This is a genomic window from Streptomyces sp. NPDC058326, assembly GCF_042879855.1.
GTDB lineage: Bacteria > Actinomycetota > Actinomycetes > Streptomycetales > Streptomycetaceae > Streptomyces.
The window spans coordinates 84,271-111,173 of sequence record NZ_JBHVZO010000016.1; the positions used below are offsets into that span (position 1 = coordinate 84,271).

The following is a 26,903-nucleotide window of genomic DNA, read 5'->3' on the forward strand; positions in this document are numbered from 1 at the left end:
ACCGCTCACACGGCCCGGCACCGACCCTTCCCCTTCCGTACGCCGGAGGAGCCCGACATGTCCGCACCGACCCCCACGCTCGCCGCCGCCACCCCGCCCCGGCCGCACGCCGTCCCCGCTCAGCCGCAGCCGCTCGCCGAGCGGCCCGGCCCCCAGGCCCCGGCGGCGGCCGAGGACCCCACGCCCCGGTACGCCGTCGGGCTCGCCCGCGACCAGGAGGACGTCCGCGCCGCCCAGCGGCTGCGCCACCAGGTGTTCGCCGGCGAGCTCGGCGCCCGGCTCGACGGCCCCGAGCCCGGCCTCGACACCGACGCCTTCGACGCGTACTGCGACCACCTCCTCGTACGGGAGGAGAGCACCGGCGAGATCGTCGGCACCTACCGCATCCTGCCGCCCGACCGCGCCGCCGTCGCCGGACGCCTCTACTCCGAGAGCGAGTTCGACCTCAGTCGCCTCGCCCCCGTCCGGCACGACCTGGTGGAGGTCGGCCGCTCCTGCGTCCACCCCGCCCACCGCAACGGCGCCGTCATCGCCCTCATCTGGGCCGGCCTCGCCCGCTACATGACCCGCACCGGCCACAACTGGCTCGCCGGCTGCTGCTCCCTGCCGCTCGCCGACGGCGGCTCCCTCGCCGCCGCCACCTGGGACACCGTCAAGAGCAAGCACCTCGCCCCCGAGGAGTACTGGGTCACCCCGCACAAGCTCTGGAGCCCCGACGGCATCACCCGCCCCGAGGGCCGCACCGAGCTCCCCCCGCTGCTCCGCGGCTACCTCCGGCTCGGGGCCTGGGTCTGCGGCGCCCCCGCGCACGACCCCGACTTCGGCGTCGCCGACCTCTACGTCCTGCTCTCCCTGCGCCGGACCAACCCGCGCTACCTCAACCACTTCCTCTCGCTCGCCCCGGCACGGTGAACGGGACCACAGCCCTCTCGCCGTGGCTTCCCACGGCGCCCTGCACCCCGGGCCACTGCGCCGCCCACCCCGAACCCGCCCACCACGCCGGGACGCCCCCGGCCGGGGCCGGGGCCGTCCGCGCCTCGGTCCGGCTGGCCGCCGGTCTCGGCGCCGTCCTCCTCGGCGTCCTGCTCGCCCCGGCCGCCGCCCTCCTTCCGGCCGCCGTCCGGCTCGCCCTCGTCCGGCGCTGGCTGCGGGCGGTGGTCCGCGCCTTCGGGGTGCGCGTCCGGTACGAGGGAGCGCCCGCCGCCACCGGCCCGCTCCTCGTCGTCGCCAACCATGTCTCCTGGCTCGACATCCCGCTCATCGCGGCCGTCCTGCCGGGCAGGATGGTCGCCAAGGCGGAGGTGCGCCGCTGGCCCGTCCTCGGCACGATCGCCGCGCTCGGAGGCACCCTCTTCATCGACCGGGACGGCCTCCGGGCGCTCCCCGGCACCGTGCGCGCCATGGCCGGGGTGCTCGCTGACGGCGGCCGGGTGATCGTCTTCCCCGAGGGTTCCACCTGGTGCGGGCGGGCCGGCGGGCGCTTCCGGCGGGCCGCGTTCCAGGCGGCCCTGGACGCCGGATGCGCCGTACAGCCGGTACGGATCGACTACCGGCCCACGGACGCCGCCGCCTATGTGGCGGACGACCCCCTGGGCTCCTCGCTGTGGCGGGTCGTCTCCACCCGCCGTCTCACCGCCGTCGTCCGGATGCCGGAGCCCCTTCCGGGCCTCCGGCATCCGGACCGCCGTACCCTCGCGGCGGCCGCTCAGCGAGCCGTCGCTCAGCGGGCCGTCGCCAGCGACAGCGCGAACCTGCCCTCGCTGTCGGTCCACCAGCGCTCCAGGTCGAGGCCCGCCTCCGCGAGTTCCGCACGGACACCCGCCTGACGGAACTTCGCCGACACCTCCGTCCGCATCTCCTCGCCCGCCGCGAAGGGCACCACGAGGTCGAGCTCCGGGATCTTCACGGTGAGCGCGCGGCGGGCCCGCAGCCGCATCTCGATCCACTCCCGCTCGCGGTCCCATACCGCCACGTGCTCGAACGCGTCCGGGTCGAAGTCCGCGCCGAGCTCCCGGTCGATCACGGACAGCACGTTCTTGTTGAAGGCGGCCGTCACCCCGGCCGCGTCGTCGTACGCGGCCACGAGCGTCGACTCGTCCTTCACCAGGTCCGTGCCGAGCAGCAGGGCGTCGCCCGGCGTGAGCATCGACCGCACCGAACGCAGGAAGGTCCGCCGCTCGCCGGGCAGCAGATTGCCGAGGGTGCCGCCGAGGAAGGCCACCAGACGCGGCCCCGGCGTCCCCGGCAGCGCGAGCCCCCGGGTGAAGTCGGCGACCAGCGCGTGCACGTGGAGCTCCGGCCGTTCGGCGAGCAGCGACTCGGCCGCCCTCGTCAGCGCCGACTCGCTCACGTCCACGGGAACATAGGCGTCGAGCCCCGGCAGCAGCGCGTCGATCAGGAACCGCGTCTTCTCGGAGGAACCGGAACCCAGCTCCACCAGGGTCCTTGCCCCGGTCGCGGCGGCGATCTCCGGCGCCCGCTCCACCAGGATCTCCCGCTCGGCCCGCGTGGGGTAGTACTCGGGCAGCCGGGTGATCTCCTCGAAGAGTTCGCTGCCCCGGGCGTCGTAGAACCACTTCGGCGGCAGCTCCTTGGCGGATCGGGTCAGCCCGTGCAGGACGTCGGCGCGCAGATCGGCACCGGCGGCGTCGGGGGCGAGGGTACGGGTCAGCTGGAACGGGCTCACGCGGACGGCTCCTTGAGCGGGGTGAGGGTGACGTCGGCGCGGGTCGCGGTCAGGAGCGTGTGCTCCGGAACCTCCCGCCACCGGGGATCGTCGTCGTACGGTTCGGAGGCCACGACCACCCGGTCGGGGCCCTTCAGGTACCAGAGGCCGTTCCCCCAGGTGGTCGCGGCGATCCGGACACCGTCGGTGAGCAGCAGGTTCAGCCGGGAGCCCGGAGCCGCGGCGGCCGCCTCCCGCACCGTGTCGGCCAGGGCGGACCCCGGCGCGTCACCGGCCCGCAGCCGGTGCAGCACCAGCGCCCAGAGCAGCGCCGAGTCGGTGCGCGCCTCGATCCGGAGGAGTTCGCCGGCCGGCAGCGTCCCGGCGAGCGCGGCGAGGGAGTCGGGCCAGCCCTCGACGGCGCCGTTGTGACTGAACAGCCAGGGGCCTCCGGCGAACGGAGCCGCCGCCGCCTCTCCGTCGGCGCCCGGCCGGGTGGCCCCGCGGACCGCCGCGAGCAGCGCCCGGGAGCGCACCACCCGGGCGAGGTCCGCGAAGGACAGGTCGCCCCAGATGGGCGCCGCGCGCCGGTACCGGGCGGGCTCCGGATCCCCCTCGGCGTACCAGCCCACCCCGAAGCCGTCGGCGTTCACCACACCGCTGCTCTGCGTACGGGGCTCCCAGGACTGGCGGAGCAGGGCGTGCGAAGGTCGGACGATCAGCTCCCCGAGGGCCACCGGTTCGCCCACGTAGGCGATGTGACGGCACATCAGCCGAGCTCCGCGCTGCGGGCCGTACGGAATCCGGAGAAGATCTGGCGCCGCACGGGCAGGTCCCAGTTGCGGAAGGTACCCCGGCAGGCGACCGGATCCACCGCGAACGACCCGCCGCGCAGCACCTTGTGCTCCGGGCCGAAGAACACCTCCGAGTACTCCTTGTACGGGAAGGCCGTGAACCCCGGGTAGGGCAGGAAATCGCTAGCCGTCCACTCCCACACGTCGCCGATCAGCTGCCGTACGCCGAGCGGCGACGCGCCCTCCGGGTAGCTGCCCGCGGTCGCGGGCCGAAGGTGCCGCTGTCCGAGGTTGGCGTGCTCGGGGCCAGGATCGGCGTCCCCCCACGGATAGCGGCGCGAGCGCCCGGAGACCGGGTCCCACCGGGCGGCCTTCTCCCACTCGGCCTCGGTCGGCAGCCGCCGCCCCGCCCAGCGCGCGTAGGCGTCCGCCTCGTACCAGCTCACGTGCAGGACGGGCTCCTCGCCGGGTACCGGCTCCGTCACCCCGAACCGCCGCCGCAGCCACTGGCCGCCGTCCTGGCGCCAGAAGAGCGGCGCCACGATCCCGTGCTCCTTGATCTGCGCCCAGCCCGCGGGCCGCCACCAGCGTCGGTCCGTGTATCCGCCGTCGGCCATGAAGGCCAGGTAGGCGCCGTTCGTGACCGGCGTGGTGTCGATGTGGAAGGCGGGCACGGACCGCGGATGCGCCGGGCGTTCGTTGTCGAGTGCCCATGGCTCGTCCGAGGTGCCCATCGTGAACGGACCGCCGGGGACGAGGACTTCGGGCGGCAGCGGGCCGCCCGTCCGGGACGGCGGCGGGGGAGCGGTCAGGGCGGCCGGACCCCTCCTCAGCTGATGGGTGATCAGCATCGTCTCGTCGTGCTGCTGTTCGTGCTGGGCGACCATGCCGAAGGCGAAGGCGGCGTCGAGCAGCGGCCGACCCTCGAAGGAGGCGCCCTCCAGGACGTCCAGGACACGGAGCCTGACGTCCGCCGCGTAGGAACGGGCCTCACCCGGCGCCAGCAGCGGCAGCGACGGACGGGAGGCGCGCGGATGCTCGAAGGCGTCGTAGACGGAGTCGATCTCGGGCCGCAGCGCCTCCCTGCCCGCCACGGCCCGCCACAGCCACTGCTCCTCCTGGTTGCCGATGTGCGCGAGGTCCCACACCAGTGGAGACATCAACGGCGAGTGCTGCGCCATGAGTTCGCCGTCCTCGACACAGGAGGTCAGCAGCGCCGTACGGGCCCGGGCGACGGTCAGGGCGTCCAGCGCCCGCCGGCGCAGGGCCTCCGGATCGAGCCCCGTCCCTGTCGTCGTCATGACGTCACCGCCTCGAAGTCGTCGGCCGGGCAGCTCCCGGGGATCACGTACCGCTCGTGGAAGACGGCGACCGAGCGCCGCAGCTCCTCGCCCGCCCCGAGCCGGGGCAGCGCCTCCAGGGCGGCGGCGAACACCGCGCGGGCGGCGGCGTGCAGCTCGGGATCGGCGAGGCCGTCGCGGGCCGCCGCCAGCCAGAGCGGATTGCGCGGGGCGGGACCGTCACCGGCCCGTTCCGCGAGCGGCTTCACCGCCCGGTACACGGTCTCCGCCGCCTCCGGGTCGTCGAACACCGCCGTCGTCACGGCCACCGGCACCATCCAGCCGTCCCGGCCGGGCTGCGCGTCGACCATCCGCAGCTCCAGATGCCCGCGCGGCCGCACGGGCGGGAAGAGGGTCGTCATGTGGTAGCGCAGGTCATCGGCGCCGGCCGGCCGGGGCAGGCCCGTGCGCAGCCAGTCGCGGAAGGTCAGCCCCTCCGGAAGGGCCCAGGGCCCCTCGTCGGTCCGTACGCACATCACCGGGGTGTCCAGGACGTGCGCCGCCCACTCCGCCCTCGGTTCACCGTCCGCCGGGGGCGCGAGCGCCCGCCGGGGGTCGAGGTCCGTCCACAGGGCCTGCCGCGTCGAGCGCCAGCCGGTGCGGCGGCCGCCGTGCAGCGGGGAGTTGGCGAACGCGGCCACGAGCACGGCGCCCACGAGATGCGCGAGCCGCCATCTCCGGTGATAGCCGAGCGGACCCGGCTCCTCGACACCGGCGTCCAGACAGATCTGCACCGAGGCCGACTCGCACATCATCGCCCGCCCGGCCGGACCCGTCCGGTCGAGCACGGCCTCCATGGCGTCGTACCGCGGCTCGTGGAGCACCCGGCCGCGCGGCGCGTGCCACGGGTCCACCCCGTATCCGCTGAGGGTCAGACCGAGGGAGCCGAGCGCCGACCGCACCGCCCGCAGATCGGCGGCGAGGGAGTCGAGACATTCCATGAGCGATCCGGCCGGGCGCGAGCTGAGCTCCAGCTGCCCGCCGGGTTCGAAGGTGAGGGACGACACCAGCGGCAGGGACCGCACGGTGTCGATGGCCGCCGCGAGCCTCGGCGGCCGCACGGGAATCCGGGGGTCACGCAGCTCGTGCACCAGCCACTCCAGCTCCACCCCCACCGTGCGGGGCGGGCCGGTCTTGAAGCAGATACATCGCAGCAGGTCCTCAGCCTCCCGCTCGGTGAGAGGGGGTCCACCACGCGGTATGCCGCTCGACGACATCCGTACACCTCCTGGTCATCGGGACTGATCCCGGAGAGTCGCTGTCTCCACCTAAAGCCACCGCCGAGCGGCGTGCAAGAGCGCCCCCGACGCGCCGGACACGTCCCCCGCGCCCTCTTTCCGTCCGAATCCGGCCCCTGCCAGGAGGGCCGCCGCGGCGCCCCGGGAGACTCTCCTGCCCCGGGAGCCCCTCTTGCCTCCGGGAAATCCCGTTGTGGAGGCGGGGAGGAAACGATCATCCTTGGCGGTATGAGTGCACGACTGCGCGCGATCGCGCGGGAGACCGAGGAGATCGTCGCCGCGGGCCGCTACCGCGCCCCGGACGGCCGGACCGTCTCCCTCACCGGCGACCTGACCGCCGCCCTGGCCGGAACCCGCCTCCACGGCCCCGACCCCGTCACGGTCACCCCCGACACCGACCGCACCCCCGTCATCGACGTCACCGGCGAGAGCAGCCTGGCCGCCGCCCGCAGGATGACCGCGGCCGACCCGACCCGCCCGGTGGCCGTCCTCAACTTCGCCTCCGCCCGCAACCCCGGCGGCGGCTACCTCAACGGTGCCCAGGCCCAGGAGGAGGCGCTCTGCCGCTCCTCCGCCCTCCACGCCACGCTGCTGCGCGCCCCCGCCTACTACGCCCACCACCGCGAGGAACGGGACGCCTTCTACACCGACCGGGTCATCCACTCGCCCCAGGTGCCCGTCTTCCGCGACGACCGGGGAGCCCTCCTCGACGCCCCCTTCACCGTCGGTTTCCTCACCTCTCCCGCGCCCAACGCGGGCGTCGTCCGCCGCCGCACCCCCGAACTCGCCGACCGGCTGCCCGTCGCCCTCGCGAACCGTGCCGAGCGCGTCCTGGAGACGGCGGCCGCGGCGGGCTACCGGCGGCTGGTGCTCGGCGCCTGGGGCTGCGGGGTGTTCCAGAACGATCCGGAGCAGGTCGCGGGCGCGTTCAAGGCGCTGCTCACCGGCGAAGGCCGCTTCGCCGGCCACTTCGAGGAGACGGTCTTCGCGATCCTGGACCGCGCGTCAGGCACCCCGACACTCGCCGCCTTCGCCAGGGTCCTGGAGCGTGTCTCCCCTGGCCACACGCTCTGACGTGCGGCTCTCCTGCCCACGTGCCACGCTGAGGGGACACGGACCGGAGTCCGACACCCGTCACGGGAGGCACGATCGTGGGCAAGAAACAGACCCGGACGAACCGGGGAGCCCGTACCGGCGGCCATGAACACCGCACCGAGGCGGCCGAGAAGGAGAAGTCCACGGCGACTCCCACGAGAGAGACGCCGATGCCCCTCGTCGAGCACACGTCCCACCGCAAGGAACGCAAGTTCGGCCACAACTAGGACTGGGCCGGGCGGAGCGGGGAGCCGACGGTCCCGGCCGAGCGGAGCGGGAGCCGACGGGGATACGCTGTGAGGCCCACCGCCTTCACGGCGGCGGGCCCCTCTCCGTGTCCCGCGCCCGGCGTCCCGGCACCGGCCCTTCCCGCGTCCCGAGCCGCTTTCGACGGCCGGCGCCCCGCTCCGTATCCCGCGCCCCCGGCGCCGCTACTTCCCGTCGCCGACCGGGATCTCCACGCTCTCCTCCGGCGCGCGGGACGCCTGCGGCACCACGCCGAGGCGTTCCTGAGCGCCCGGGTTCATCGTGGTGAGCAGCTGACGGGCCAGTCCGAGCCCGGTCCCGCCCATGGTCAGTGCCTTGGCGAACACGTCCGCCATGCCGTCGGCGCCGTTCAGCAGCACCATCTGGTCCACGTTCCCGAACGCGGACGCGCCCGCGGAGACGATCTCCGGCCACTTCTCGGCCAGCTGCTGCGCGACCACGGCCTCCTGGTTCTCGGCGAGCGCCGCCGCCCGCGCCTTGATCGCCTCGGCCTCCGCCAGACCCTTCGCCCGGGTCGCCTCGGCGATCGCGAGGCCCTTCGCGTGCTGCGCCGCCGCCTCGGCCTCACCCGTCAGCCGGGTCGCCGTGGCCCTGGCCGCGCTCGCCAGCTCCGTCTCCTTCGCCTCCGCCTCGGCCGCCGAGATCCGGGCGTCGCGCTCGGCGGCGGCGAGCGTCCGGGTCTCGTACGCCAGCGCGTCGGCGGGCTTGCGGACCTCGGCCTGGAGCTGCTGCTCCTTGCGGTGTCCCGCCAGCTCGGCGACCCGGGTCTCCTGGACGACGACCTCCTGGAGGGAGGCCGCCTCGGCCAGCGGACCGGCCTGCCGGGCCCGCGCGGACGCCTGGTCCCGTTCCGCCTGGTAGCCCGCCTGGAGGATCTCGCTGTCGCGGGTCGCCTCCGACATACGCGCCGCGGCCTGCTGTTCGGCCTCGGTGGCCCGCCGGTTCGCCTCGGCCTGTGCGATCCGCGCGTCCCGCTGGACGGCGGCCGCGTGCGGTGCGGCCAGGTTCTTGATGTACCCGGTCGGGTCCTCGATCTCGTGGATCTGCAGCGAGTCGACGATAAGACCGAGCTTCTCCATCTCCGTGCCACAGGCCGAACGGGCCTGACCGGTCAGCTTCTCCCGGTCACGGATCATGTCCTCCACCGTCAACCCGCCGACGATGGCGCGGAGATGACCGGCGAAGACGATGTGCACCCGCTCGCTCATGAGCTTCTGCTGGTCGAGGAAGCGGCGTGCGGCGTTGGCGATCGACACGAAGTCGTCACCGACCTTGAAGATCACCACACCGCGGACCTTGAGCGGAATGCCCTGATGGGTGACGCACTCGACGGACAGCTGGGTCTCGTTGAGGTCGAGCGAGAGCTTCCGGACCGCCTGCACACCGGGCAGCACCAGCGTGCCGCGTCCGGTGACGATACGGAACCCCATGCCCGCGCCGAGTCCCTCGTTCTTGTGGTTGGAACCGGAGATGATCAGAGCCTCGTTGGGTTCCGCGACGCGCCACATCATTTTGAAGACGGCGATGAGGACGGCGAAGGCGCCGACGACGACGCCCGCCAGAAGGCCGATGCCCATGGGTCAGGTCCCCCTTCACCGGATCCGACGCGGATCCGGTGAGGGGAGTGTGCGCCTGTGACGCGCGCCACTCAACGGTTCCGTCAACTGTCGTACGCGGCTGTGACATAGACGGTGCGCGGAGGGAGATGTTCCATGACCATCACGACCGTTCCGACGTCGATCCGCTCCTTCGGGGTGGCCGGATGGGCGAGGAAGTGCTCGGCACCGCCCCGGATCCGGACGATCACCTCACCGACGAGACCGGGCCCGACGGTGCCGGTCACCCGGCCGAGCAGTCCCACCATCGAGGAGTCCATCGACGCGTCGTCCATCCCTGAACGGTACGTCAGATCCAGCCGTGGAGCGCGGACATGAACCCGTCGAAGTCGTCCCGGTGGATGGTGTGGCCCGACTTCTCCACCGTGCGCACGGTGAATCCGCGGCCCGCCAGCATCCGGGCGTCGTCGGGGGAGACCAGCGCGCTCGGGTCGGCGAGGGTGACCAGGGAGGGGACGGTGGCGCGGGCCGGCCAGAGGTCGGCCCCCACGAAGTCCACCAGGCCGTAGGCCGATCGCTCGTCCCAGAGCCGTACCGATGCCATCTCCGTGTCGAGGTCCTCGTCCGCCCAGTGCGGGTTGAACCCCCGGATCTGCTCCCGGGTCATCGACTTGCCCCGGACGAAGAGCTCGGGCCGGTAGCCGTCGGGACCCGCCCCGAGGTGCCAGGCGGGGTCGGAGTAGACCGCGCGGGCGGGCTTCAGCCGCTCCAGGGCACCGGCCAGGACGAGCCCGCCGAGCGAGTGCCCGACGGCCAACTCGGCCCCGGCCGGGAGGGTTTCGACGAGATCGTCGGCATAGTCCTCCGGCCGGTACTGCTCGGGTCCCGACGCTCGCCCGCTCAGGCCGTGCCCGCGCAGGTCCACCGCGATGACCCGGTAGCCGCGCAGGGCGAGCGCCGGTCCGACCCGCCGCCAGGTGCGGTGGTCGGCCATGATGCCGTGGACGAGCAGGGCGATCCGGTCACCGGATCCCCAGGTGGTCGTGTGCAGAAGCACGGTGTGCGGCCTTTCTCGACGGTGCTCCGCGGACGCCGACGTGTTCAGCGCACGGTGCGGATGGGGCGCACGGCGAGCGCGCCGAGTACCGACAGTACGGCGGCGATCAGGAACAGCGCCGTGTACCCGCCACTCAGTGAGACGACGAGCGAGGCCACGAAGGGAGCGACGATCTGCGGGCCCGCGTTGGCGATGTTGAGGACTCCCATGTCCCGGGCCGCGTCCTCCGCCTTCGGCAGCACCATCGTCACCAGGGCGGTGTCCACGGCCATGTAGCAGCCGAAGCCCAGTCCGTTGACGACGGAGAAGGCCAGCATCGCCGTCCAGCTCGTCGAGACGGCGGGGATGAGCAGTGCCACGGCGGCGAGCGCGGCGGAGGCGCCCACGAAGAGCTTGCGCCGGTCGAACCGGTCCGAGAGCCAGCCGCCGAGCACGGTGGAGACCACCATGGCGACCGCCGTGAGCGGCGCGAGAACCGCCACGGCCTTCTCGGCGCTCAGCCCGGCGGGCAGATCGGTGTGGTCCTTGAGGATGTACAGCTGGAACCCGGCCACCGCGAAGTAGCCGAGGACCAGGAGGGCGCGGCCGATGAACGCCCAGCGGAAGTCGTGGTCCTTGAGCGCGCTGCCGAAGGCGGCGAGCTGCGCCTTCACGGGCAGCGGAGCCCTGGCCGGCATGCGCTGCTCGCGGGCGCAGGCGGTGAAGAGCACGGAGGCGGCCGCGACGACCGCACCGAAGACGAGATAGCCGGTGCGGTAGTCCTCGGAGAAGGCCGCCCCGACGAGGGCGCCGATCGTGGAGCCGACGGGCAGCCCGAGGCCGACGGCGGCCGAGGCCCTGCCCCGGGCGGCGAGGGGCACCCGGTCGGGCACCACGGAGGTCAGGGCCGCCTGGTAGACGTTCATGACGGCCTGCCCCAGACACCAGGCGATGGTGACGAGCAGGATCGTGCGGACGCTGCCGAGGAGCAGCATCACGGGCAGGGCGAGGAGTCCACCGGCGAGGATCCACGGGTTGCGGCGGCCCGAGCGGTCGGAGAGGGCGCCGGCGACGGGATTGAAGACGGTGGCGAAGATCGCCGAAATGCCGGAGACCAGGCCGAAGTTCGCCACCTTGTTTGCCGGGTCGATCTCCTCGATCTGGAGCGCGAGGAGCAGGCCGGGGACGCCGACGTACAGGGCGTACATCGCGGTGTTCCCGGCGAGGAGCAGCGCGAGCAGACCACGGGTCGGCCGGGTCGCCCGCGGCGGGCCGGATGCCATGGGGGAGTCCGGGGCCTTCGGGGTGGAGGCGGTCGTGCCGGTGCCGGTGCCGGCGTGGGCCTGGGCGTCGGCCTGGGCGTCGGCGTCGGACGAGCCGGTCCCGGGGGAGGAAAGGGCCACGGTGCCCTCCTGAGGAGATCGCCCGGCGAGGGGCGAGAGCGGAGTCAAGCCGGAGGTGACACGTGTCAGTGACGCGTGTGAGCACTGTGTAGCATTCGATTCCGGCCATCCGCCAGGCCCTGTGCCGGATCGTTCTGGAAAGATGCCGAGGCGATGAGCCAGCCAACCGAACAGTCCCCGGAGCGCCCCGCCGCGCGCACGGTCCCGACCAGCGCCGATGTCGCCCGTCTGGCGGGCGTCTCCCGGGCGACCGTCTCGTACGTCCTCAACAACACCTCGGCCGTCCGCATCAGCGAGCCGACCCGCAGACGGGTGCGCGAAGCGGCCGAGGAGCTGGGGTATGTGCCGCACGCCGCCGCCCGCAGCCTGCGCGCAGGCCACAGCAGGATGGTGCTGCTGCCGACCTCCCACGTCCCCGTCGGACCGCTGTACAGCCAGTTCTTCAACGAGTTCCAGTGGGCGCTGCGGCGACTCGACTACACGGTGGTCCAGTACGGCAGCGTCGGTCTGGAAGCCGGGGAGGCCGCCCGCGCCTGGGCCGAACTCCGGCCGGTCGCCGTGGTCTCGCTCGGCGAGATCCAGCTCACCGGGCAGGGCGTCGAGATCCTCAAGCGCTCCGGAGCGCGGGCCGTCATCACCCTCGGCACCGAGGGCGTCGCGGGCACCCACGCCCTCGTCATGGACCAGGGGCGGGTCGGCGAGGTCGCCACCACCCACCTCCTCGAGACCGGCCGGCGCCGGATCGGCGTCGTCATGCCCGAGGAGCCGGGCCTCGCGATCTTCTCCGGCCCCCGCCTCGAAGGCGCCCGGCGCGCCGTAGAGGGCACGGGCGCCACCGTCGTACCGCTGCCGCTGCGGTACGAGGAGGAGTCGGCGAACGCGCTCGCCGGGCGCTGGCGCGAGCTGGGGCTCGACGGCGTCTTCGCCTACAACGACGAGTACGCGATGCTCCTGATGCGGGCGCTCCAGGACGCGGGCGTCGCCGTGCCCGCCGAGACCGCCGTCATCGGCGCCGACGACCTGCTCCTCGGCCGGCTGCTGCGGCCCCGGCTCAGCACCGTACGCATCGACATGGTGCTCGGGCGGGAGCTGGCCGAGCTCGTCGACCTGGCCGTACGGGAACCGGACGCACCGCTCCGCACCCGCGCCCTGCTGGCCTCGCGGGTCGTCCGGCGGGAGTCGAGCTGAACGCTTAGCGTCGGTTCATGAGCACAGTTCCGAAGCGTTTCGAGATCCTGCTTGTGCCCTCGCACGTCGAGGACCGGGGCGACGCCTCCGTCATGGACAGCGCCATCCGCTCGGCCGTGGTCGAGGCGACCGGACGGCGCGGCGAGTCGGGCTATCCGATCTACGAAGGGCACGGCGTCAGGGCCGACATCGACCCGGAGACGCGGACGGTCGAGGCGCTGCTCGTCGACGGCCGCGAGCTCGACTACGGTCTGACAGCCCTCGTACGCCCCCCGGCACGCGACTGACCTGCGGATCCTCAAGCTTCACGAGGTCTTCGCGGCAGCTGTGCGAGGCCTGCGCGGCCCCGTTCCCCGGTGGTCGCGCCGAATGGCCGGAACTCGACCCCGCGATCATGGACCCGAGCGGAGCGGCCGCCGTCACGGCCGTCCGCCGGGCTTCAGACGTGCGTCGCACGCCCCGGTGCGGCTGAGACCGGCACACCACCCACGAAGGGGGCACGGGAGAGCGTCCCGTGCCCCCTCGTGGGTCACTTCCGGCGGGTCACTTCGCCTTGGCGTCCTCGATGGACTTGCGGACCTCGTCCATGTCCAGGTTGCGCGCCTGCCCGATGACGTCCTCGAGGGCGGTCTCCGGGAGCGCGCCGGGCTGCGCGAACACGGCCACGTTGTCACGCACGATCATCAGCGTCGGGATCGAGCGGATCTCGAACGCGGCGGCCAGCTCCTGCTGCGCCTCGGTGTCCACCTTGGCGAAGACCAGGTCCTGGTGACGCTCCGACGCCGCCTCGAAGACAGGCCCGAACTGACGGCAGGGACCGCACCAGGAAGCCCAGAAGTCGATCAGGACGAATTCGTTGCCGCTCACGATCTCGTCGAAGTTGTCCTTGGTGAGCTCTACGGTGCTCATGTTCCTACCTTTCGGGGTCTCCTGGCGGGTGTCCTCACGGTCCCCTGGGGACTCGCCCGGCACAACGGCGTATCGAGCCGCGCTATTCCGGGCCGCTGCCGCCAGACTGGGACCCATGACACGAACGGTGGAAGACGAGCACGCGTACGACGTGGTGGTGCTCGGCGCGGGCCCGGTGGGGGAGAACGTCGTCGACCGGGTGCGGGCCGCGGGCCTCAGCGCCGCGATCGTCGAGAGCGAGCTGATCGGCGGCGAGTGCTCGTACTGGGCCTGCATGCCCAGCAAGGCGCTGCTGCGCCCCGCGCTCGCCCGCTCCGACGCGCGGAAGGTCGCGGGACTGCGCGAGTCGGTCTACGGCCCGCTGGACGCGCTGGAGGTCTTCGCCCACCGGGACGAGGTCGTCGGCCACTGGAAGGACGGGGGTCAGGTGGACTGGCTCGACTCCATCGGCGTACGGGTCTACCGGGGCCACGGCCGCCTCCTCGGCACCCGCCGGGTCGGGGTCACGGGCCCCGAGGGCGAGCACCATGTGCTCGCCGCCCGGCACGCGGTCGTCGTCTGCACGGGCAGCCGCGCGGTCCTCCCGGAGCTGCCCGGCCTCGCCGGTGCCCGGCCCTGGACCAGCCGTGAGGCGACCAGCGCGGACCGGGTGCCCGAGCGGCTCGTCGTCGTCGGCGGGGGAGTGGTGGGAGTGGAGATGGCCACCGCCTGGCAGGCCCTCGGCGCGAAGGTGACGATGCTCGTACGGGGCGGGGGGCTGCTGCCCCGGATGGAGCCCTTCGTCGGCGAGCACGTGGCCCAAGCCCTGACCACGCGGGGTGCGGACATCCGTACCGGCGTCACGGTCACCGCTGTGGTGCGCGACGGGGGTACGGGACCGGTCACCGTCGTCCTGGAGGGCGGCGACCACGTCGACGGCGACGAGGTCCTCTTCGCGACCGGCAGGGCCCCGCGTACCGAGGACATCGGCCTGGAGAAGGCCGGACTCGAGCCGGGCTCCTGGCTCGACGTCGACGACAGCCTCAAGGTCACCGGCAGCGACTGGCTGTACGCGGTCGGAGACGTCAACCACCGGGCGCTCCTGACCCATCAGGGCAAGTACCAGGCCCGGATCGCCGGCGCCGTCATCGCCGCCCGCGCGCGGGCCACCGAGCCCCTCGACGACGGCAGCTGGGGCGCGCACGCGGCGACCGCCGACCACGCCGCCGTACCGCAGGTGGTGTTCAGCGACCCCGAGGCGGCGGCCGTCGGCCTCAGCCTCGCCGAGGCCGAGCGGGCGGGTCACCGGGTCCGGGCCGTGGACCTCGACATGGGGCAGGTCGCCGGAGCCGGGCTCTACGCCCAGGGCTACCGGGGGCACGCCCGGATGGTCGTCGACCTCGACCGCGAGGTCGTCATCGGCGCCACCTTCGTCGGACCGGGCATCGGCGAGCTCGTCCACTCGGCGACGGTCGCGGTCGTCGGCGAGGTCCCGATCGCCCGTCTGTGGCACGCCGTTCCCTCGTATCCGACGCTGAGCGAGGCGTGGCTGCGGCTCCTTGAGGCCTACCGGGGCTGATGCCCCGTCAGCCTGACGGATTCTCCCCGCTGTCGCCGGCTCCGGGCGCGTACGGGGCGACGAGCGCCCGGGCGGCCGAGCGGGCCGCCTCGAGGGCGGGCCGGGGATCGCGGCCCGACTCCTGGCCGAGCACGACCCGGGTGCTCAACCCGTCGAGCAGGGCCAGGAGTTCGGAGGCGCGGGCGCACGCGTCGAGCGGCGCGAACCGCCGCCGCGCGACGCCCGCCGTGAGCAGCGCCTCCAGGTCCTCCTGCCAGCCCCGGTCCAGTTCCTCCTGGGCCTCGCGGAGTGCGCCGTTGCCGGGGGTGCGGGCCCAGAGCTCGATCCAGAGGGTCCAGCGCGGATCGCGCGGGCCCCGCGGCAGGTAGAGCCGCAGGAAGTGGTCGAGCTTGCGCTCGGCCGTGATCCGCCGGGCGAGCAGCGCGCGGCGCTCCTCGGCGAGCGCGGCCTCGCTCCACCGCAGGGCGGCGAGCAGCAGCAGGTCCTTGCTGCCGAAGTAGTACAGGATGTGGCCGCCGCTCGTGCCGAGCCGCTCGGCGAGCGCCGACATGGTGAGGGAGGAGAGGCCGTCCTCGGCGATCGCCGACATGGCCTCCTCCAGCATCCGTTCCTGGGTGACGTGTCCGTCCCGCCGTCGTGCCGCCCCTGCCACCGCCGCTGCCCCGTCCTGCCGTTCCGCCGTCGTGCGCGCCGTTCGGCCGGTGCCGCCCGGCTTGTGCCACCCGGCTGGTGCCGCCCGGCTCATGCGCTCCATACGGGATCGACCCTAACCGCAACCTCCGAAGGTCTTGACGTGACCCGAACCCATCGCACATCTTGAATGCCGTTCTAAGACTTAGAACGGCATTCAAGACAGGAGTGCGGTGTGCTCGGACACGAGACGGCGCCCGTGACCACGGGCCGGGACGAGGTGTTCCAGGTCGAGGAGCACGGGATCGACCCCATCCCCGACGCCGAACGGCACGGAGGCGCCAAGGACGTCTTCTGGCTCTGGTTCGGCTCGAACCTCACCTTCACGTACGTCATCAACGGCGCCCTCGCCGTCGCCTTCGGGCTCTCCTTCTGGCAGGCCACCGCCGTCGTCGTGCTCGGCGGCCTCTCCTTCCTCGCCATCGGCGCGGCGGGACTCAGCGGCGTGCGTACCGGCACCGCCACCCTCGTCATCTCCCGTGCGGCCTTCGGTCCGCGCGGCAACTGGCCCGCCGGGCTGCTCAACTGGATCGTCAGCATCGGCTACACGATCGTCAACACCGTGGTGGGCACCCTCGCTCTCGAAGCCTTCTTCGCCGATCTCGGCTGGAACGGCGGCCACACCTCCCGCGCTCTCGCCCTCGGCGTCACCCTCGCGCTGACCTTCGCCGTCGCCCTCTGGGGCCACGCCACCGTCCAGTTCGCCGAACGCTGGATGGCCTACGTCCTCGCCGCCGGTTTCGCCGCCCTGCTCGTCCTCGTGCTGCCCGGCGCCGACACCGCCGCCCCCGCCGAGGCGCCCGGAGCCTCCGCCTGGAGCCTCGCCTTCGTCGTCATGCTCGCCGGCCCCTTCTCGTACCTCCCGATGCCCGCCGACTACACCCGCTACCTGCCCCGCACCACCTCCCTCAAGGCCGTCACCTGGAGCGGAGCCCTCGGCGGCTTCGTCTCCTCCGTCTCCCTGGGCGTCGCCGGCGTGGCCGCCGCGACCCAGACCGACATGACGGACGCCGTCGCGGGCACGGAGAGCCTGCTGCCCGGCTGGTTCCAGCCGCTCTTCCTCGCCCTGGTCCTCGGCGGCTCCGTCACCAACTCGATCATCACGCTCTACTCGTCGAGCCTGAACCTGCAGGTCCTCGGCATCCCCTGGAGCCGGGCCCGCGCCATCCTCATCAGCGCCGGCGTGACCGCCGCCGGATCCCTCGGCGCCCTCTTCCTCACGGACTTCACCACGTCGCTCCTCTCCTTCCTCTCCCTCCTGATCATCGTCTTCGCCCCCTGGGGCGGAGTCTTCCTCGCCGACATGGTGCTCCGGCGCTGCACCTACGACTCCGCCGGACTGCACGCGCGCACCGGAGGCCCCTACTGGTACCGATCCGGCTGGCACCCGGCCGGCCTCACCGCCCTCCTCGCCGGACTCCTCTTCTCGGCGCTCACCTGCGACTCCGAGCTCTGGACCGGCCCGCTCGTCGCCCCACTCGGCGGCGCGGACCTCACCGTGCTGGGCGCGGGAGTCTCGGCCCTGGTGTACGTGGCCCTGGCACGCGGGCGCGTGACCCCGATACGCGAGTGAACGGGCCCGACGGTTCTGCCTTCAGGTACGGCTCCCAGGCCCCGCGCCCCGAGCCCTCTGCCTTCAGGCCTCGATCCCGTCCCCAGGCCCCCTCGCGCCCCGAGCCCTCCGCCTTCAGGCCCCGCTCCCGTCACCAGGCCCCGCCCGCTGCCCCGGGCGGCAGCCCCGAGCCCTCTGCCCGCTCGGCACCGGCCCCTCGCCCGCCCGACACTCTCGTACGTACGTCACGGAGCCACCCCGCATGAACAGCAGCACGCCCGACCGCACCGCCGCCCCCGACTCCGCCTCCTCTGCCGACTCGGCTCCCGCCCAACTCGTCCTCACCGGGGCCCGGATCCACACCGTCGACCCCGCCCTCCCCGAGGCGCAGGCGCTCGCCGTCCGGGCCGGACGCATCGTCTGGATCGGGTCGGACGCGGGGGCCGCGGCCTGGACCGGTCCCGCCACCCGGGTCATCGACGCCGGTGGACGGCTCGTCCTCCCCGGCTTCGTCGACGCCCACAACCACGTCCGCCTCGGCTCCGACGACGCCTGTGTCCAGCTCGCCGGCGCCCGGAGCCTCGACGCGATCCACGCCCGTATCCGCGCCTGGCACACCGCGCACCCGGACGCCGAGTGGATCGAGGCCGAGGCCTTCGACTACTCCGCGATTCCCGGCGGACGTATGCCCACCGCCGCCGACCTCGACCGGGCCACCGGCGACACCCCCGCCCTCGTCCTCAGCTACGACGTCCACACCGCCTGGCTCAACACCGCCGCCCTCCGGCGGCTCGGCGTCGACCGCGACCACACGGACCTCCCCTTCGGGCGGGCGGTCACCGACCCGGCGACCGGCGAACCGACGGGATTCGTCAAGGACTTCGCCGTCAAGGGACTCTCCCGCGACGGCCATCGCGCCCTGCGCGAGCTCGGCGTCCCCTGGGCGTCGCCGGACCGGCAGTACGGCCGGCTCGCCAAGAGCCTGGACGACGCCATCGGCTTCGGCATCACCACCGTGGTCGAACCCCAGAACTCGCTCGACGACCTCGCCCTCTTCGAGCGCGCCCGGGCGGAGGGCAGGCTCCGCTCCCGGATCGTCGCCGCGCTCTTCCACCCGAGGGGGACGACCGACGCCGAGCTGGACGAATTCCGCGCCGCGGCGGAGAAGTTCACGGACGACCGACTGCGGGTCGGCCCGCTCAAGCTGTACATCGACGATGTCGTGGAGCCCCGTACCGCCGCCCTCCTGGAACCGTACGCGGGCTGTTCCCACCACCGCGGCGACACCTTCTACCCGCCCGAGGAGTTCGCCGGACTGCTCACCCGCCTCGACGCGCGCGGCTTCCAGTGCTTCGTGCACGCCACCGGCGACCGGGGCATCCGCACCGTCCTCGACGCGGTCGAGCGGGCCCGTGCCGCCAACGGGCCGCGCGACGCGCGCCACCAGATCGTGCACGTCGAGTGCCTCGACCCGGCGGACACCCCGCGCTTCGCCGAACTCGGCGTCGTCGCGTGCATGCAGCCCCGGCACGCCGCCCCGGACATCGCGGGACCCGGTCAGGACTGGGCGGAGAACGTCGGCCCCGACCGCTGGCACAAGGCCTGGCCGCTGCGCAGTCTGAGCGCGGCCGGCGCCGTCCTCGCCCTCTCCAGCGACTGGAACGTCGCCGAGATGGACCCGATGGTCGGCATCCACGCCGCCGTCACCCGCCGCCCGCCCGGCGGCGGGGAGGCCTGGACGGCGACCGAGACGATCGACGTCGTCACCGCCGTCGAGGGCTACACGATGGGCTCGGCGTACGCCAACTTCCTGGAGGCCGAGCGGGGTTCGCTCACGGTCGGCAAGCTGGCCGACTTCGTCGTCCTCTCCCGCGACATCCTCCGCATCGCGCCGGACGAGATCCCGGGCACGGTGGCGGAGACGGTCGTGGTGGGCGGGGAGGTCATGGTGGAGCGCTGAGGCCCGCGAGCCCGCGAGCACGGGTCACGCGGCCGGGGCGGCCCGCCCAGGGGAGCGGCGGGCCGCCTCGCGCCCACGTACGGTGTCGAGTCGGGAGCGGGTCCCTATCAGATCCGGTCGAGGATCTTCCGCAGGGCGGCGACCTCGGCGGACTGGGTCCGTACGACGTCGTCGGCGAGCGCCTTCGCGGTGGCGTTGCTGCCGTTCTTCTGCTCGTCCTTCGCCATGTCGACGGCGCCGTTGTGGTGGGCGATCATCAGCTCGGCGAACTTGCGGTCGAAGTCCTTGCCCGTGACGGCGGCCAGATCCTTCATGTCCTGCTCGGACATCATCCCGGCCATGCCGTGTCCGCCGCCGGAGCCGTGACCGGCGGACTCGGGCTTGCCCCAGCCCTTCAGCCAGGCCTTCATCTTCTGGATCTCCGGGTCCTGGGCCTGCGCGATGGCGGTGACGAGCTTCTTGACCTCCGGGTCCTGGGCCCGGCCCTCGGCAAGCTTCGCCATCTCCAGGGCCTGCTCGTGGTGGGGGATCATCATCTGCGCGAACATGACGTCCGCGTCGTTGAAGGCGCCGGGGGCGGCGGCATCCGTGGCGGAACCGGAACCGGAACCGGAAGCGGTGGGGGAGGCGGACGCAGAGGTGGAGGCAGAGGCGGAGGCGGACGAACCGGCGTGGTCCGTTCCGCTCGTGCCGCTGTCCGTGCCGCAGGCGGAGAGGAGGAGCCCGGTCGCGACGGCGATGCCGACGAGGGCGGACGTGCGGGCGGTGCGAGAGGTGAAGGCGCGCATGTGGGTGATACCTCGTGTGCTGTTCGTACAGACGGAAAAGGGCAGGCCGAAGCCGTTCGCGGGCAGCACGGGGCGCCCGCGGCGGCGTGGGTACGGTCTAGATCCGCAGTACGGACAGCTGGGCGAGGTCGGGGGGCCGGGGCGGCGGCGCGTGCGGCCCCGGGGTGGGTGCGAGCCGCGCCAGGAGGAGTGCGGCCCAGTCGGGGCGGCGACCGAGGGCGGCCCGGACGAGTCCCGTGAGCAGCCAGCCGGCCAGGACGGCCACGCACAGGGTGGTCATGTCCATCCCGGTGCCCGGCTCGTGCCGGGGGCCGGGGCCCCCGTCGCCATGGGCTCCGGCGTCGTGGCCGATACCCGCGGAGATGGCCGAAGACGTGGTCTCCGTACCGCCGCCCGAACCCTCGGGGTGGCCGACGGAGTGCATCAGGAACACGCCGAGCGCGAGCACGACGACGAGCAGAAGACGCGCCAGGGCGCCTTCCGCTCGTCTGTCGTGTTCTGCTCGGTGTGGACGCACAGCCAGGACCTCCTGGCTGACGAATATACCGCGTGGGGGTATCAGGGCCGCGTCAGGACGGCGGCGTCTCGCCCGCCATGGCGGCGGCCATCCGCAGATGCGGCGCGGCCTCGTCCGTGCGCCCCTGGCGCTCCAGCGTGCGCCCGAGCATCAGCCGGGCGTAGTGCTCGACCGGGTCGCGCTCCAGGACGGCCTTCAGCTCGGTCTCGGCCCGGGAGAGCTGGGCGGAGTGGTAGTACGCCCGGGCGAGCAGGAGCCGCTGGGCGGTCTGCTCCGGGTGCTCGGCGACCAGGCCGCGCAGGATGCGGACGGCGGTTCCGTACTCCTTCGCGTCGAAGAAGAAGCGCGCGCGGTCCCAGCGTTCTCCGGCCGTTCCGAACTCGTAGTACGTGTCGCTCACTTGCCTCAGCCTTTCCTGAGTCCCCGATCTGCCACCCTGTGGGGTGGACGACCACGTCAACAAGACGAGGTGGTTGAACATTCCACTAAGGTCGTTCTCGTCTCCACGGAGGCGCCACGCCTCCCGTAACCCGGACAGGAACAGGTTGAGCATGAGCAATCTTGATCGTCAGGCCGCGCTGACCGTGTGCGGCGGCCGCGGCTTCGTCGTCGCCGAGCCGGTACGGGAACTCCTCAGCCCCCGACGGGTCCGGCTCGGAGAGTCGACCGAGGTCCGCCGGCTGCTCCCCAACCTGGGCCGGCGGATGGTCGGGGCCTGGGCCTTCGTCGACCACTACGGCCCCGACGACATCGCCGACGAACCGGGGATGCAGGTCCCGCCGCACCCGCACATGGGACTCCAGACCGTCAGCTGGCTGCACGACGGCGAGGTCCTGCACCGCGACTCCACCGGCAGCCTCCAGACCATCCGGCCGCGCGAACTCGGCCTCATGACCTCGGGGCGGGCCATCTCCCACTCGGAGGAGAGTCCCAAGCCGCACGCCCGCCTCCTGCACGGCGCCCAGCTCTGGGTCGCCCTCCCCGACACCCACCGCCATGTGGAGCCGCACTTCCAGCACCACGCCGACCTGCCCCGGGTCACCGCCCCAGGCCTCACGGCCACGGTGATCCTCGGTGAACTCGACGGCGCCGCCTCGCCCGGCACCACGTACACCCCGATCGTCGGAGCCGACCTCGCCCTCACGGCGGGCACCGAGACGAACCTCCCGCTGGACCCGGACTTCGAGTACGCGGTCCTTGCGATGTCCGGCGAGGCCCACGTCGACGGCGTCCCGGTCCACCCGGGTTCGATGCTCTACCTCGGCTGCGGCCGCACGGAACTCCCCCTCCGCGCGGCCTCGGACGCCGGCCTGATGCTCCTCGGCGGCGAACCCTTCGAGGAGGAGATCGTCATGTGGTGGAACTTCGTGGGCCGCACGGACGAGGAGATCCGCAAGGCCCGCGAGGAGTGGATGACGTCCGACCGCTTCGGCGAGGTGAAGGGCTACGACGGCGACCGCCTGGCCGCCCCGGAGGTCCCGGCGACCCAGCTCAAGGCGCGGGGACGGGTGCGCTGACCTGCGGTTTTCTCTCCCGGGTCGATATGTCATCGGGGGTGCTCGGCTCCCTCCTGTGGCTGTCGTCGCGACTGCGGGAAGGGGCCTGTCGGAATCCCTCCCGCAGTCGCGACGACAGGAGGTGTGTTTCCGGAGTGTCCTTGTGTGAGCAGGTCCGGTCAGCTGAATGCTGACCTTTTGCCGACCCTGTCGACGCCTACGCCGCCGCCCGCGCGGCCGCTCTTCTTCGGTCGCGGCACCACCTCCCCATCCATCCCGAGCCGGGCGCCGTGCTGGATGACGCTGGTCCGGTAGCCGCCGTCCGCGACATTTTGGTCCCGCTCGGACGGGCCGCCGCCAGTTCGGTCAAGCCCTCCGCCGGAGCCACCGTCGTCATGGCCGGGTCGCGCTTTGCCATTCGTATTCCGTGATCAGGCCGAGGCTGCCAGGATGCGTGCACGCTTTGGTTCTCGGCGCGGCCCAGACTCCGGCGCCTTGCTGCACGGCACGCGATGCGTGTCCCTGTGCGGCCGTCGGCATGCAGGAGGCCGTTGCGTCAAGCCGGAAGCCTGTTCACAGGTATGGGGAGGACGGATCCGTGTTCGTAGGACGCGAGCATGAACTGGCTGAGCTCAAGGCCGCGTTGAAGGTCAACCGGCTGGTGACCTTGACCGGTGTCGCGGGCGTCGGCAAGACGCGGCTTGCGCAGCAGGTGGTGGACCTCGGCCTGGTGGCCACTGCGGAAGATTCCTGCTGGGCGGATCTGTGGCAGTTGCGCGACGACGGGTTGCTCGCGGCGCTCGTGGCTGATGCCTGCGGTCTGTCCGATCACACCCCGAGGATGCCGGTCGATGTGATCTGCGATTGGATCGGCGATCGCGAGCTGCTGCTGGTGCTTGATTCCTGTGAGCATGTGCTGACCGCGTGCCGGAGCCTGGTGAGGGTGCTGCTCGAGAAGTGTCCGTATCTGAGGATCGTGGCCACCAGCCGCGAGCTGTTCGATTTGGGCGAGGAGTTCGTTGTCGTTGTCCAGCCGCTGCCGTGTGCCACGGATGCCGCCGAGTTGTTTCTGCAGCGTGCCACGGAATCGGGGCACGTGCCCGCGCCCGGGGACCTGAACCAGGTCACCGAGCTGTGTGCCTACCTCGACGGGCTTCCGTTGGCGCTGGAGCTGGCTGCGGGGGCGCTGCGGCACTGCAGCATCGAGGATCTCCTGCGGCGCCCGCGGCACGAGTTGAGCCGGGGGGAGGATGAGGTGCGTCCACTGGCGCCCCGCCGGCACGACGTGCTACGGACCGCCCTGGGCTGGAGCCATGAACTGTGCACGCCTGCGGAGCGCCTGTTGTGGGCCCGGTTGTCCATTGTCCACGGGCACTTCGACGAGACCGTGGCAGTGGCCTTGTGTTCCGGTGGGCCGCTCTCCGCCCTCGACGTGGGCCGCGCTCTGGCCGGGCTGGTGGACAAGTCCGTCGTGACCCGCCGCCACGGGCGCTGTCTGTTGCTCGACACAGTGCGTGAATACGGGCGCCTGTGGCTCGCCGAGCTCGGCGAACTGGACGCGATGGCGAGCAGGCACGCCTCGTTCTTCCTGACTCAGGCGCAGCAGGCGGACGCCACGTGGACGAGCGCCGAGCAGACCGGCTGGTATCGCACCATCAAGGAGGCGCATCCCGATCTGTGCGCGGCCTTGGACCACTTGCTCGCCCACGACGTCGACGCGGCGCTCGAGCTGGCCACGTTGACGGGGTTCTACTGGACTTGCTGCGGACACGCGCACACCGCACAGCTCTATCTTTCGCACACGCTGAATGCCTGCGACAGCCAGGGACCGCTGCGGCAACGAGCCATGTGGGCGCTCGGCTTGACCTATCTCCTGCAGGGAAATCACGCTACGGGGACGCACCTGGCGCGTCAGTGCCTGGAGAACGCCCGTGTCACCGAGGACGCGACGGCGCTGCTGCGGGCCGCCTATCTGCAGGCCATGAGCGACCTCCTGCAGGGCAATCCCCGGCAGAGCCTGGAGCTTTTGGAGCACGCCCTGCGGAACGCGGACGCACGCAGCACGGACACGGGCGACGAGCCGGCTCGCCAGGCCGTGATGATGTGCCGGATGCTGCGACTGTTCGCCCTCACCGGGCTCGGGGAGTTGGAGGAGAGTCGGGAGTCGGCCACGGTGCTGCGCGCGGAGTGTGTCGCCATGGGTGAGCACTGGATCCGCTCGTATGCCGATTACCAGATGTGTGTGATTGCGCTGCGCGCGCGGGACAGTGAACTGTCCCTGAAGTACGCCCGTTCGATGCTGCACGCGAAGCAACAGATCGGCGACACCTTCGGCATCGCGCTGGGGCTCGACATGCTGGCTGCGGCCTTCTCCGCCAACGGGAACGGTCATTCCGCGGCGCTCGCATCCGGCGCGGGGCAGCGGCTGTGGGATGCGGTGGGGCATCCGCAGCGTGGAGCTCCGGACGTGGCGCCGCTGCGCGAGGCGGGCGAGGACCTCGCGCGCAGGCTGGTGGGTGCGGGTACCTACGAGTCGTACCGCAGCGAGGCCGCCCATGCCGACCCCGGCGAGATGCTCGCCTGGGCGGCCGGCGGTGAGCCACCCCTGTAGGGCGCGGGCGCGACGCGATCGGAAGAGATGACTTCCCTTGATGGTCACCCGTTTGCCGCGTCCGGTATGACTTTCGCCGCCGCTGGTGCGGAGTGGTGAAAAGCGTTGTGCCACCTGGCCGAAGTCGCCTTCGGGGGTGCGTCGGAGCGTGGGGGCGTGAGGTGGTGAAGACCCGCGCACGAATTCGACCTCGTACGCCCCCTCGTGCCGCGGGATTCCAAGATCGCGCGCTGGTAGCTTCCGGCCTCGTGATCAATTCGTTTCCCGAAAGTCCGGGTAACCCGCAGGACCCCACGCCGATGCCCCCGGGACGGGAGGTCTCCGTCCGGCCCAGCCTGCTACGCCCCGCCGATGAGGACGACCGGGCCGCCCTCGACGCTCTGCTCGCCTCCGGCCGCGTACGCGAGCGGCATGACCGTATCGACGAGCAGCTTGCCGAGCTGGTGCGCTGCGAGCGCCCTCACGAAGCCCTCGCGGGACGTCGGCTGGCGCGGGCCGTGGCAGAGGTGACCGGTGGCGCCGAGCTCAGCCGTTACGGAACATGGGCGTGGTTCCCGTGGTCCGGGCGCCTCGTGCATGTGCTTCCGCGTGAGGAGTTCCGGCGGGTTCGTACCGACCGCAACCGGGACAAGATCACCACTGCTGAGCAGCGGCGTCTGCTCGCGCGGCGGATCGGGGTGATCGGCCTGTCGGTGGGCAGCAGTGCGGCGCTCACCTGCGCCATGGAGGGGGTCGCAGGATCGTTTCGCCTGGCCGACTTCGACACTCTCGGACTCAGCAACCTCAACCGGTTGCGGGCCGGCGTACACGACTTGGGCCTGCCCAAGACAGTGCTGTGCGCACGGCACATGTACGAGATCGACCCCTACCTCGACATCGAGCTGTGGCAGGAGGGACTCACCGAGGACACCATCGAGGCCTTCTTCGGCGCCGCGGACCGTCGGCTCGACCTCGTGATCGAGGAGTGTGACACCCCCTGGGTGAAGACCGCCGCTCGCGAGCATGCACGACGGCACGGTGTCCCGGTCCTGATGGACACCAACGACCGGGGGCTGCTGGACGTCGAGCGCTTCGACCTGGAGCCGGACCGGCCTCTGTTCCACGGCCGCGGCGGCGACCTGAGTGCCGAGGACGTACGGCGTCTCGCACCGGCGGACGCCATGGCCTACCTGCTGCGCATCTGCGACGAGAGCCGGCTCAGCCCCGCCATGAAGGATGCTCTCGGCCGGATCGGGCACTCCCTGTCCAGCTGGCCGCAGCTGGCCAGCGGGGTGACGCTGGGTGGCGCGCTGGTCACCGACACCGCGCGCCGCATCCTGCTCGGCGCGCCCGTGGCCTCGGGGCGCTACTACACGGACCTCGAAGAGATCATCGGGGCCGTCGAGGCCGGGCGTGCCCCCGTGGGAGCGGCCCGGTGAACCACCTGCCCGAACTCCACGGTGAGCACCTGTGGTTGCGCGAGCTGCGGGCCACCGACCTGGCTCCCTTCGAACGCATCCACACCCACCGTGTGCTCACCCGCTACCTCGGTGTCGACCGGATGAATGCCTGTCAGGCCCAGGACGCGTTCGCCCAGCACCTCGCCCAGCCCTACACCCATCCGCGGCGCAGGCACACACTGGCCGTCTGTCCGCCCGGCCAGGACGTCATGGTCGGCACCATGGGCCTGCTCGTCGAGGATTACGGGCGCAACGCCATGCTCACCGGCCTGGTCCTGCTTCCCGACGCACCGGTGCGGGGCCACGGGCACGAAGCGGGGCGCCTCCTGATGGCCTATGGGTTCGGACACTTGGGGCTGCACCGCATCTGGGCCGGGCACCGCGCGGATCACACCCGGATGCGTGAGGTGATGCTCGCGGCCGGGCTGCAGCCCGAGGCCACACTGCGGGAGCTGTTCCACACTCAGGGCCGATGGCACGACGTCACCACCTACGCGGCGCTCGCACCCGCATGGATCCGCCGGGCCACCCCTGCCGAACGGGCCATCCTCCGCGGTGCTGCTATCCCTTCCCCTGCCGGCGCTTCGGACGCACCGGCACAGTCCGCATATGTGACGTCCGGCCGATGAATCCTTCCGTGGGCGGGCTTCGGCCATACGGTGAGGGCCGCCCTGGGCCTGCCGCCGAGCAGGATCAGCGGCAGGTCCAGGGCGGCGCGGCGAGGCGGGAGAGGTCGAGAACGCGTTTGCCGCTGAGCGTGGACCAGTGCGGACCGGGTCATACCGGAGGGTGCCTTCCACG

27 protein-coding genes are annotated in these 26,903 nt (G+C 72.4%); 13 read left to right on the forward strand and 14 right to left on the reverse strand.

The window, feature by feature from the left end:
• The first annotated feature begins 57 nt into the window (after positions 1–57).
• On the forward strand, positions 58–912 hold the full coding sequence (locus ACFVYX_RS26385; RefSeq protein ID WP_389683975.1) for a GNAT family N-acetyltransferase: 855 nt from the start codon (positions 58–60) through the stop codon (positions 910–912).
• Complete coding sequence (locus ACFVYX_RS26390) at positions 909–1,826, forward strand: lysophospholipid acyltransferase family protein (RefSeq protein WP_389683976.1); 918 nt, start codon at positions 909–911, stop codon at positions 1,824–1,826. The genes ACFVYX_RS26385 and ACFVYX_RS26390 overlap by 4 nt, the downstream gene beginning before the upstream one ends.
• Here the strand turns inward: ACFVYX_RS26390 and egtD are convergent.
• From egtD to egtA, 4 genes are read right to left on the reverse strand one after another with little or no spacing between them, the layout of a single operon-like run.
• Positions 1,721–2,686, reverse strand: coding sequence for an L-histidine N(alpha)-methyltransferase (egtD, locus tag ACFVYX_RS26395; protein WP_389683977.1), 966 nt, complete (start codon positions 2,684–2,686; stop codon positions 1,721–1,723). The genes ACFVYX_RS26390 and egtD overlap by 106 nt on opposite strands.
• The gene (egtC, locus tag ACFVYX_RS26400) at positions 2,683–3,435 is read right to left on the reverse strand and encodes an ergothioneine biosynthesis protein EgtC (RefSeq protein WP_389683978.1); all 753 of its coding nucleotides are present in this window, start codon (positions 3,433–3,435) and stop codon (positions 2,683–2,685) included. Before egtC ends, egtD begins: the two co-directional genes overlap by 4 nt.
• On the reverse strand, positions 3,435–4,760 hold the full coding sequence (gene egtB, locus ACFVYX_RS26405; protein ID WP_389683979.1) for an ergothioneine biosynthesis protein EgtB: 1,326 nt from the start codon (positions 4,758–4,760) through the stop codon (positions 3,435–3,437). Before egtB ends, egtC begins: the two co-directional genes overlap by 1 nt.
• Positions 4,757–6,016, reverse strand: coding sequence for an ergothioneine biosynthesis glutamate--cysteine ligase EgtA (egtA, locus tag ACFVYX_RS26410; protein WP_389683980.1), 1,260 nt, complete (start codon positions 6,014–6,016; stop codon positions 4,757–4,759). The genes egtB and egtA overlap by 4 nt, the downstream gene beginning before the upstream one ends.
• A gap of 249 nt (positions 6,017–6,265) precedes the next feature.
• On the opposite strand from egtA, the gene ACFVYX_RS26415 reads away from it, so the two are divergent.
• Together ACFVYX_RS26415 and ACFVYX_RS26420 are read left to right on the forward strand one after the other, a co-directional pair.
• A complete protein-coding gene (locus ACFVYX_RS26415; protein ID WP_389683981.1) occupies positions 6,266–7,111 on the forward strand; it encodes a TIGR02452 family protein in 846 nt (281 codons plus the stop codon).
• 77 nt (positions 7,112–7,188) lie between these two features.
• Complete coding sequence (locus ACFVYX_RS26420) at positions 7,189–7,359, forward strand: hypothetical protein (RefSeq protein ID WP_389683982.1); 171 nt, start codon at positions 7,189–7,191, stop codon at positions 7,357–7,359.
• A 204-nt stretch (positions 7,360–7,563) separates the two neighbouring features.
• Here ACFVYX_RS26420 and ACFVYX_RS26425 read toward each other — a convergent pair whose 3' ends face one another.
• From ACFVYX_RS26425 to ACFVYX_RS26440, 4 genes are all read right to left on the reverse strand, one after another.
• Positions 7,564–8,976, reverse strand: coding sequence for a flotillin family protein (locus tag ACFVYX_RS26425; RefSeq protein ID WP_389683983.1), 1,413 nt, complete (start codon positions 8,974–8,976; stop codon positions 7,564–7,566).
• Between the two features lie 83 nt (positions 8,977–9,059).
• On the reverse strand, positions 9,060–9,290 hold the full coding sequence (locus ACFVYX_RS26430; RefSeq protein ID WP_329285638.1) for a hypothetical protein: 231 nt from the start codon (positions 9,288–9,290) through the stop codon (positions 9,060–9,062).
• A gap of 14 nt (positions 9,291–9,304) precedes the next feature.
• On the reverse strand, positions 9,305–10,012 hold the full coding sequence (locus ACFVYX_RS26435) for an alpha/beta fold hydrolase (RefSeq protein WP_389683984.1): 708 nt from the start codon (positions 10,010–10,012) through the stop codon (positions 9,305–9,307).
• Between the two features lie 44 nt (positions 10,013–10,056).
• On the reverse strand, positions 10,057–11,394 hold the full coding sequence (locus ACFVYX_RS26440) for an MFS transporter (RefSeq protein ID WP_389683985.1): 1,338 nt from the start codon (positions 11,392–11,394) through the stop codon (positions 10,057–10,059).
• A 153-nt stretch (positions 11,395–11,547) separates the two neighbouring features.
• Here ACFVYX_RS26440 and ACFVYX_RS26445 point away from each other — a divergent pair, with 153 nt between their 5' ends.
• Positions 11,548–12,582, forward strand: coding sequence for a LacI family DNA-binding transcriptional regulator (locus tag ACFVYX_RS26445; RefSeq protein WP_389683986.1), 1,035 nt, complete (start codon positions 11,548–11,550; stop codon positions 12,580–12,582).
• A 17-nt stretch (positions 12,583–12,599) separates the two neighbouring features.
• A complete protein-coding gene (locus tag ACFVYX_RS26450; protein ID WP_389683987.1) occupies positions 12,600–12,869 on the forward strand; it encodes a hypothetical protein in 270 nt (89 codons plus the stop codon).
• 256 nt (positions 12,870–13,125) lie between these two features.
• Here ACFVYX_RS26450 and trxA read toward each other — a convergent pair whose 3' ends face one another.
• Positions 13,126–13,491 (reverse strand): thioredoxin, encoded by a 366-nt coding sequence (trxA, locus tag ACFVYX_RS26455; RefSeq protein ID WP_389683988.1) that lies wholly within the window; start codon positions 13,489–13,491, stop codon positions 13,126–13,128.
• A 115-nt stretch (positions 13,492–13,606) separates the two neighbouring features.
• Here trxA and ACFVYX_RS26460 point away from each other — a divergent pair, with 115 nt between their 5' ends.
• Positions 13,607–15,049, forward strand: coding sequence for a dihydrolipoyl dehydrogenase family protein (locus tag ACFVYX_RS26460; RefSeq protein ID WP_389683989.1), 1,443 nt, complete (start codon positions 13,607–13,609; stop codon positions 15,047–15,049).
• Between the two features lie 7 nt (positions 15,050–15,056).
• Here the strand turns inward: ACFVYX_RS26460 and ACFVYX_RS26465 are convergent, their stop codons facing one another.
• Positions 15,057–15,701, reverse strand: a complete 645-nt coding sequence (locus ACFVYX_RS26465) for a TetR/AcrR family transcriptional regulator (protein ID WP_389684064.1) — start codon at positions 15,699–15,701, stop codon at positions 15,057–15,059.
• A 213-nt stretch (positions 15,702–15,914) separates the two neighbouring features.
• On the opposite strand from ACFVYX_RS26465, the gene ACFVYX_RS26470 reads away from it, so the two are divergent.
• Both ACFVYX_RS26470 and ACFVYX_RS26475 read left to right on the forward strand, forming a co-directional pair.
• A complete protein-coding gene (locus tag ACFVYX_RS26470; RefSeq protein ID WP_389683990.1) occupies positions 15,915–17,312 on the forward strand; it encodes a purine-cytosine permease family protein in 1,398 nt (465 codons plus the stop codon).
• 241 nt (positions 17,313–17,553) lie between these two features.
• Positions 17,554–19,251, forward strand: a complete 1,698-nt coding sequence (locus ACFVYX_RS26475; protein ID WP_389683991.1) for an amidohydrolase — start codon at positions 17,554–17,556, stop codon at positions 19,249–19,251.
• 107 nt (positions 19,252–19,358) lie between these two features.
• Here the strand turns inward: ACFVYX_RS26475 and ACFVYX_RS26480 are convergent, their stop codons facing one another.
• The 3 genes from ACFVYX_RS26480 to ACFVYX_RS26490 form a co-directional block, all read right to left on the reverse strand.
• Positions 19,359–20,039: a DUF305 domain-containing protein gene (locus ACFVYX_RS26480; RefSeq protein ID WP_389683992.1), complete on the reverse strand. Its 681-nt coding sequence runs from the start codon at positions 20,037–20,039 to the stop codon at positions 19,359–19,361.
• Between the two features lie 97 nt (positions 20,040–20,136).
• Positions 20,137–20,556 carry a DUF6153 family protein gene (locus ACFVYX_RS26485; RefSeq protein ID WP_389683993.1) on the reverse strand — a complete coding sequence of 140 codons (420 nt, stop codon included), beginning with the start codon at positions 20,554–20,556 and terminating at the stop codon, positions 20,137–20,139.
• Between the two features lie 52 nt (positions 20,557–20,608).
• Entirely contained in the window at positions 20,609–20,956 is a 348-nt protein-coding gene (locus tag ACFVYX_RS26490) for a tetratricopeptide repeat protein (protein ID WP_389683994.1), read from the reverse strand.
• Between the two features lie 151 nt (positions 20,957–21,107).
• Between ACFVYX_RS26490 and ACFVYX_RS26495 the strand changes: the two genes are divergently transcribed.
• Together ACFVYX_RS26495 and ACFVYX_RS26500 are read left to right on the forward strand one after the other, a co-directional pair.
• On the forward strand, positions 21,108–22,073 hold the full coding sequence (locus tag ACFVYX_RS26495; RefSeq protein WP_389683995.1) for a pirin family protein: 966 nt from the start codon (positions 21,108–21,110) through the stop codon (positions 22,071–22,073).
• A 577-nt stretch (positions 22,074–22,650) separates the two neighbouring features.
• Positions 22,651–24,663 carry an ATP-binding protein gene (locus ACFVYX_RS26500; protein ID WP_389683996.1) on the forward strand — a complete coding sequence of 671 codons (2,013 nt, stop codon included), beginning with the start codon at positions 22,651–22,653 and terminating at the stop codon, positions 24,661–24,663.
• A 338-nt stretch (positions 24,664–25,001) separates the two neighbouring features.
• Here ACFVYX_RS26500 and ACFVYX_RS26505 read toward each other — a convergent pair whose 3' ends face one another.
• Positions 25,002–25,127 (reverse strand): hypothetical protein, encoded by a 126-nt coding sequence (locus ACFVYX_RS26505; RefSeq protein ID WP_389683997.1) that lies wholly within the window; start codon positions 25,125–25,127, stop codon positions 25,002–25,004.
• 33 nt (positions 25,128–25,160) lie between these two features.
• On the opposite strand from ACFVYX_RS26505, the gene ACFVYX_RS26510 reads away from it, so the two are divergent.
• Together ACFVYX_RS26510 and ACFVYX_RS26515 are read left to right on the forward strand one after the other, a co-directional pair.
• Positions 25,161–26,081, forward strand: a complete 921-nt coding sequence (locus ACFVYX_RS26510; protein WP_389683998.1) for a ThiF family adenylyltransferase — start codon at positions 25,161–25,163, stop codon at positions 26,079–26,081.
• Complete coding sequence (locus ACFVYX_RS26515) at positions 26,078–26,731, forward strand: GNAT family N-acetyltransferase (protein WP_389683999.1); 654 nt, start codon at positions 26,078–26,080, stop codon at positions 26,729–26,731. Before ACFVYX_RS26510 ends, ACFVYX_RS26515 begins: the two co-directional genes overlap by 4 nt.
• Positions 26,732–26,903 lie beyond the last annotated feature (172 nt).

Bases quoted from the DNA above. Each gene is read 5' to 3' on its own strand.
- ACFVYX_RS26460 (WP_389683989.1), top strand. From the start codon at position 13,607: ATGACACGAACGGTGGAAGACGAGCACGCGTACGACGTGGTGGTGCTC.
- ACFVYX_RS26430 (WP_329285638.1), bottom strand. From the start codon at position 9,290: ATGGACGACGCGTCGATGGACTCCTCGATGGTGGGACTGCTCGGCCGG.
- ACFVYX_RS26425 (WP_389683983.1), bottom strand. From the start codon at position 8,976: ATGGGCATCGGCCTTCTGGCGGGCGTCGTCGTCGGCGCCTTCGCCGTC.
- ACFVYX_RS26445 (WP_389683986.1), top strand. From the start codon at position 11,548: ATGAGCCAGCCAACCGAACAGTCCCCGGAGCGCCCCGCCGCGCGCACG.
- egtB (WP_389683979.1), bottom strand. From the start codon at position 4,760: ATGACGACGACAGGGACGGGGCTCGATCCGGAGGCCCTGCGCCGGCGG.
- trxA (WP_389683988.1), bottom strand. From the start codon at position 13,491: ATGAGCACCGTAGAGCTCACCAAGGACAACTTCGACGAGATCGTGAGC.
- egtC (WP_389683978.1), bottom strand. From the start codon at position 3,435: ATGTGCCGTCACATCGCCTACGTGGGCGAACCGGTGGCCCTCGGGGAG.
- ACFVYX_RS26415 (WP_389683981.1), top strand. From the start codon at position 6,266: ATGAGTGCACGACTGCGCGCGATCGCGCGGGAGACCGAGGAGATCGTC.
- ACFVYX_RS26495 (WP_389683995.1), top strand. From the start codon at position 21,108: ATGAGCAATCTTGATCGTCAGGCCGCGCTGACCGTGTGCGGCGGCCGC.
- ACFVYX_RS26475 (WP_389683991.1), top strand. From the start codon at position 17,554: ATGAACAGCAGCACGCCCGACCGCACCGCCGCCCCCGACTCCGCCTCC.
- egtA (WP_389683980.1), bottom strand. From the start codon at position 6,016: ATGTCGTCGAGCGGCATACCGCGTGGTGGACCCCCTCTCACCGAGCGG.
- ACFVYX_RS26385 (WP_389683975.1), top strand. From the start codon at position 58: ATGTCCGCACCGACCCCCACGCTCGCCGCCGCCACCCCGCCCCGGCCG.
- ACFVYX_RS26450 (WP_389683987.1), top strand. From the start codon at position 12,600: ATGAGCACAGTTCCGAAGCGTTTCGAGATCCTGCTTGTGCCCTCGCAC.
- ACFVYX_RS26480 (WP_389683992.1), bottom strand. From the start codon at position 20,039: ATGCGCGCCTTCACCTCTCGCACCGCCCGCACGTCCGCCCTCGTCGGC.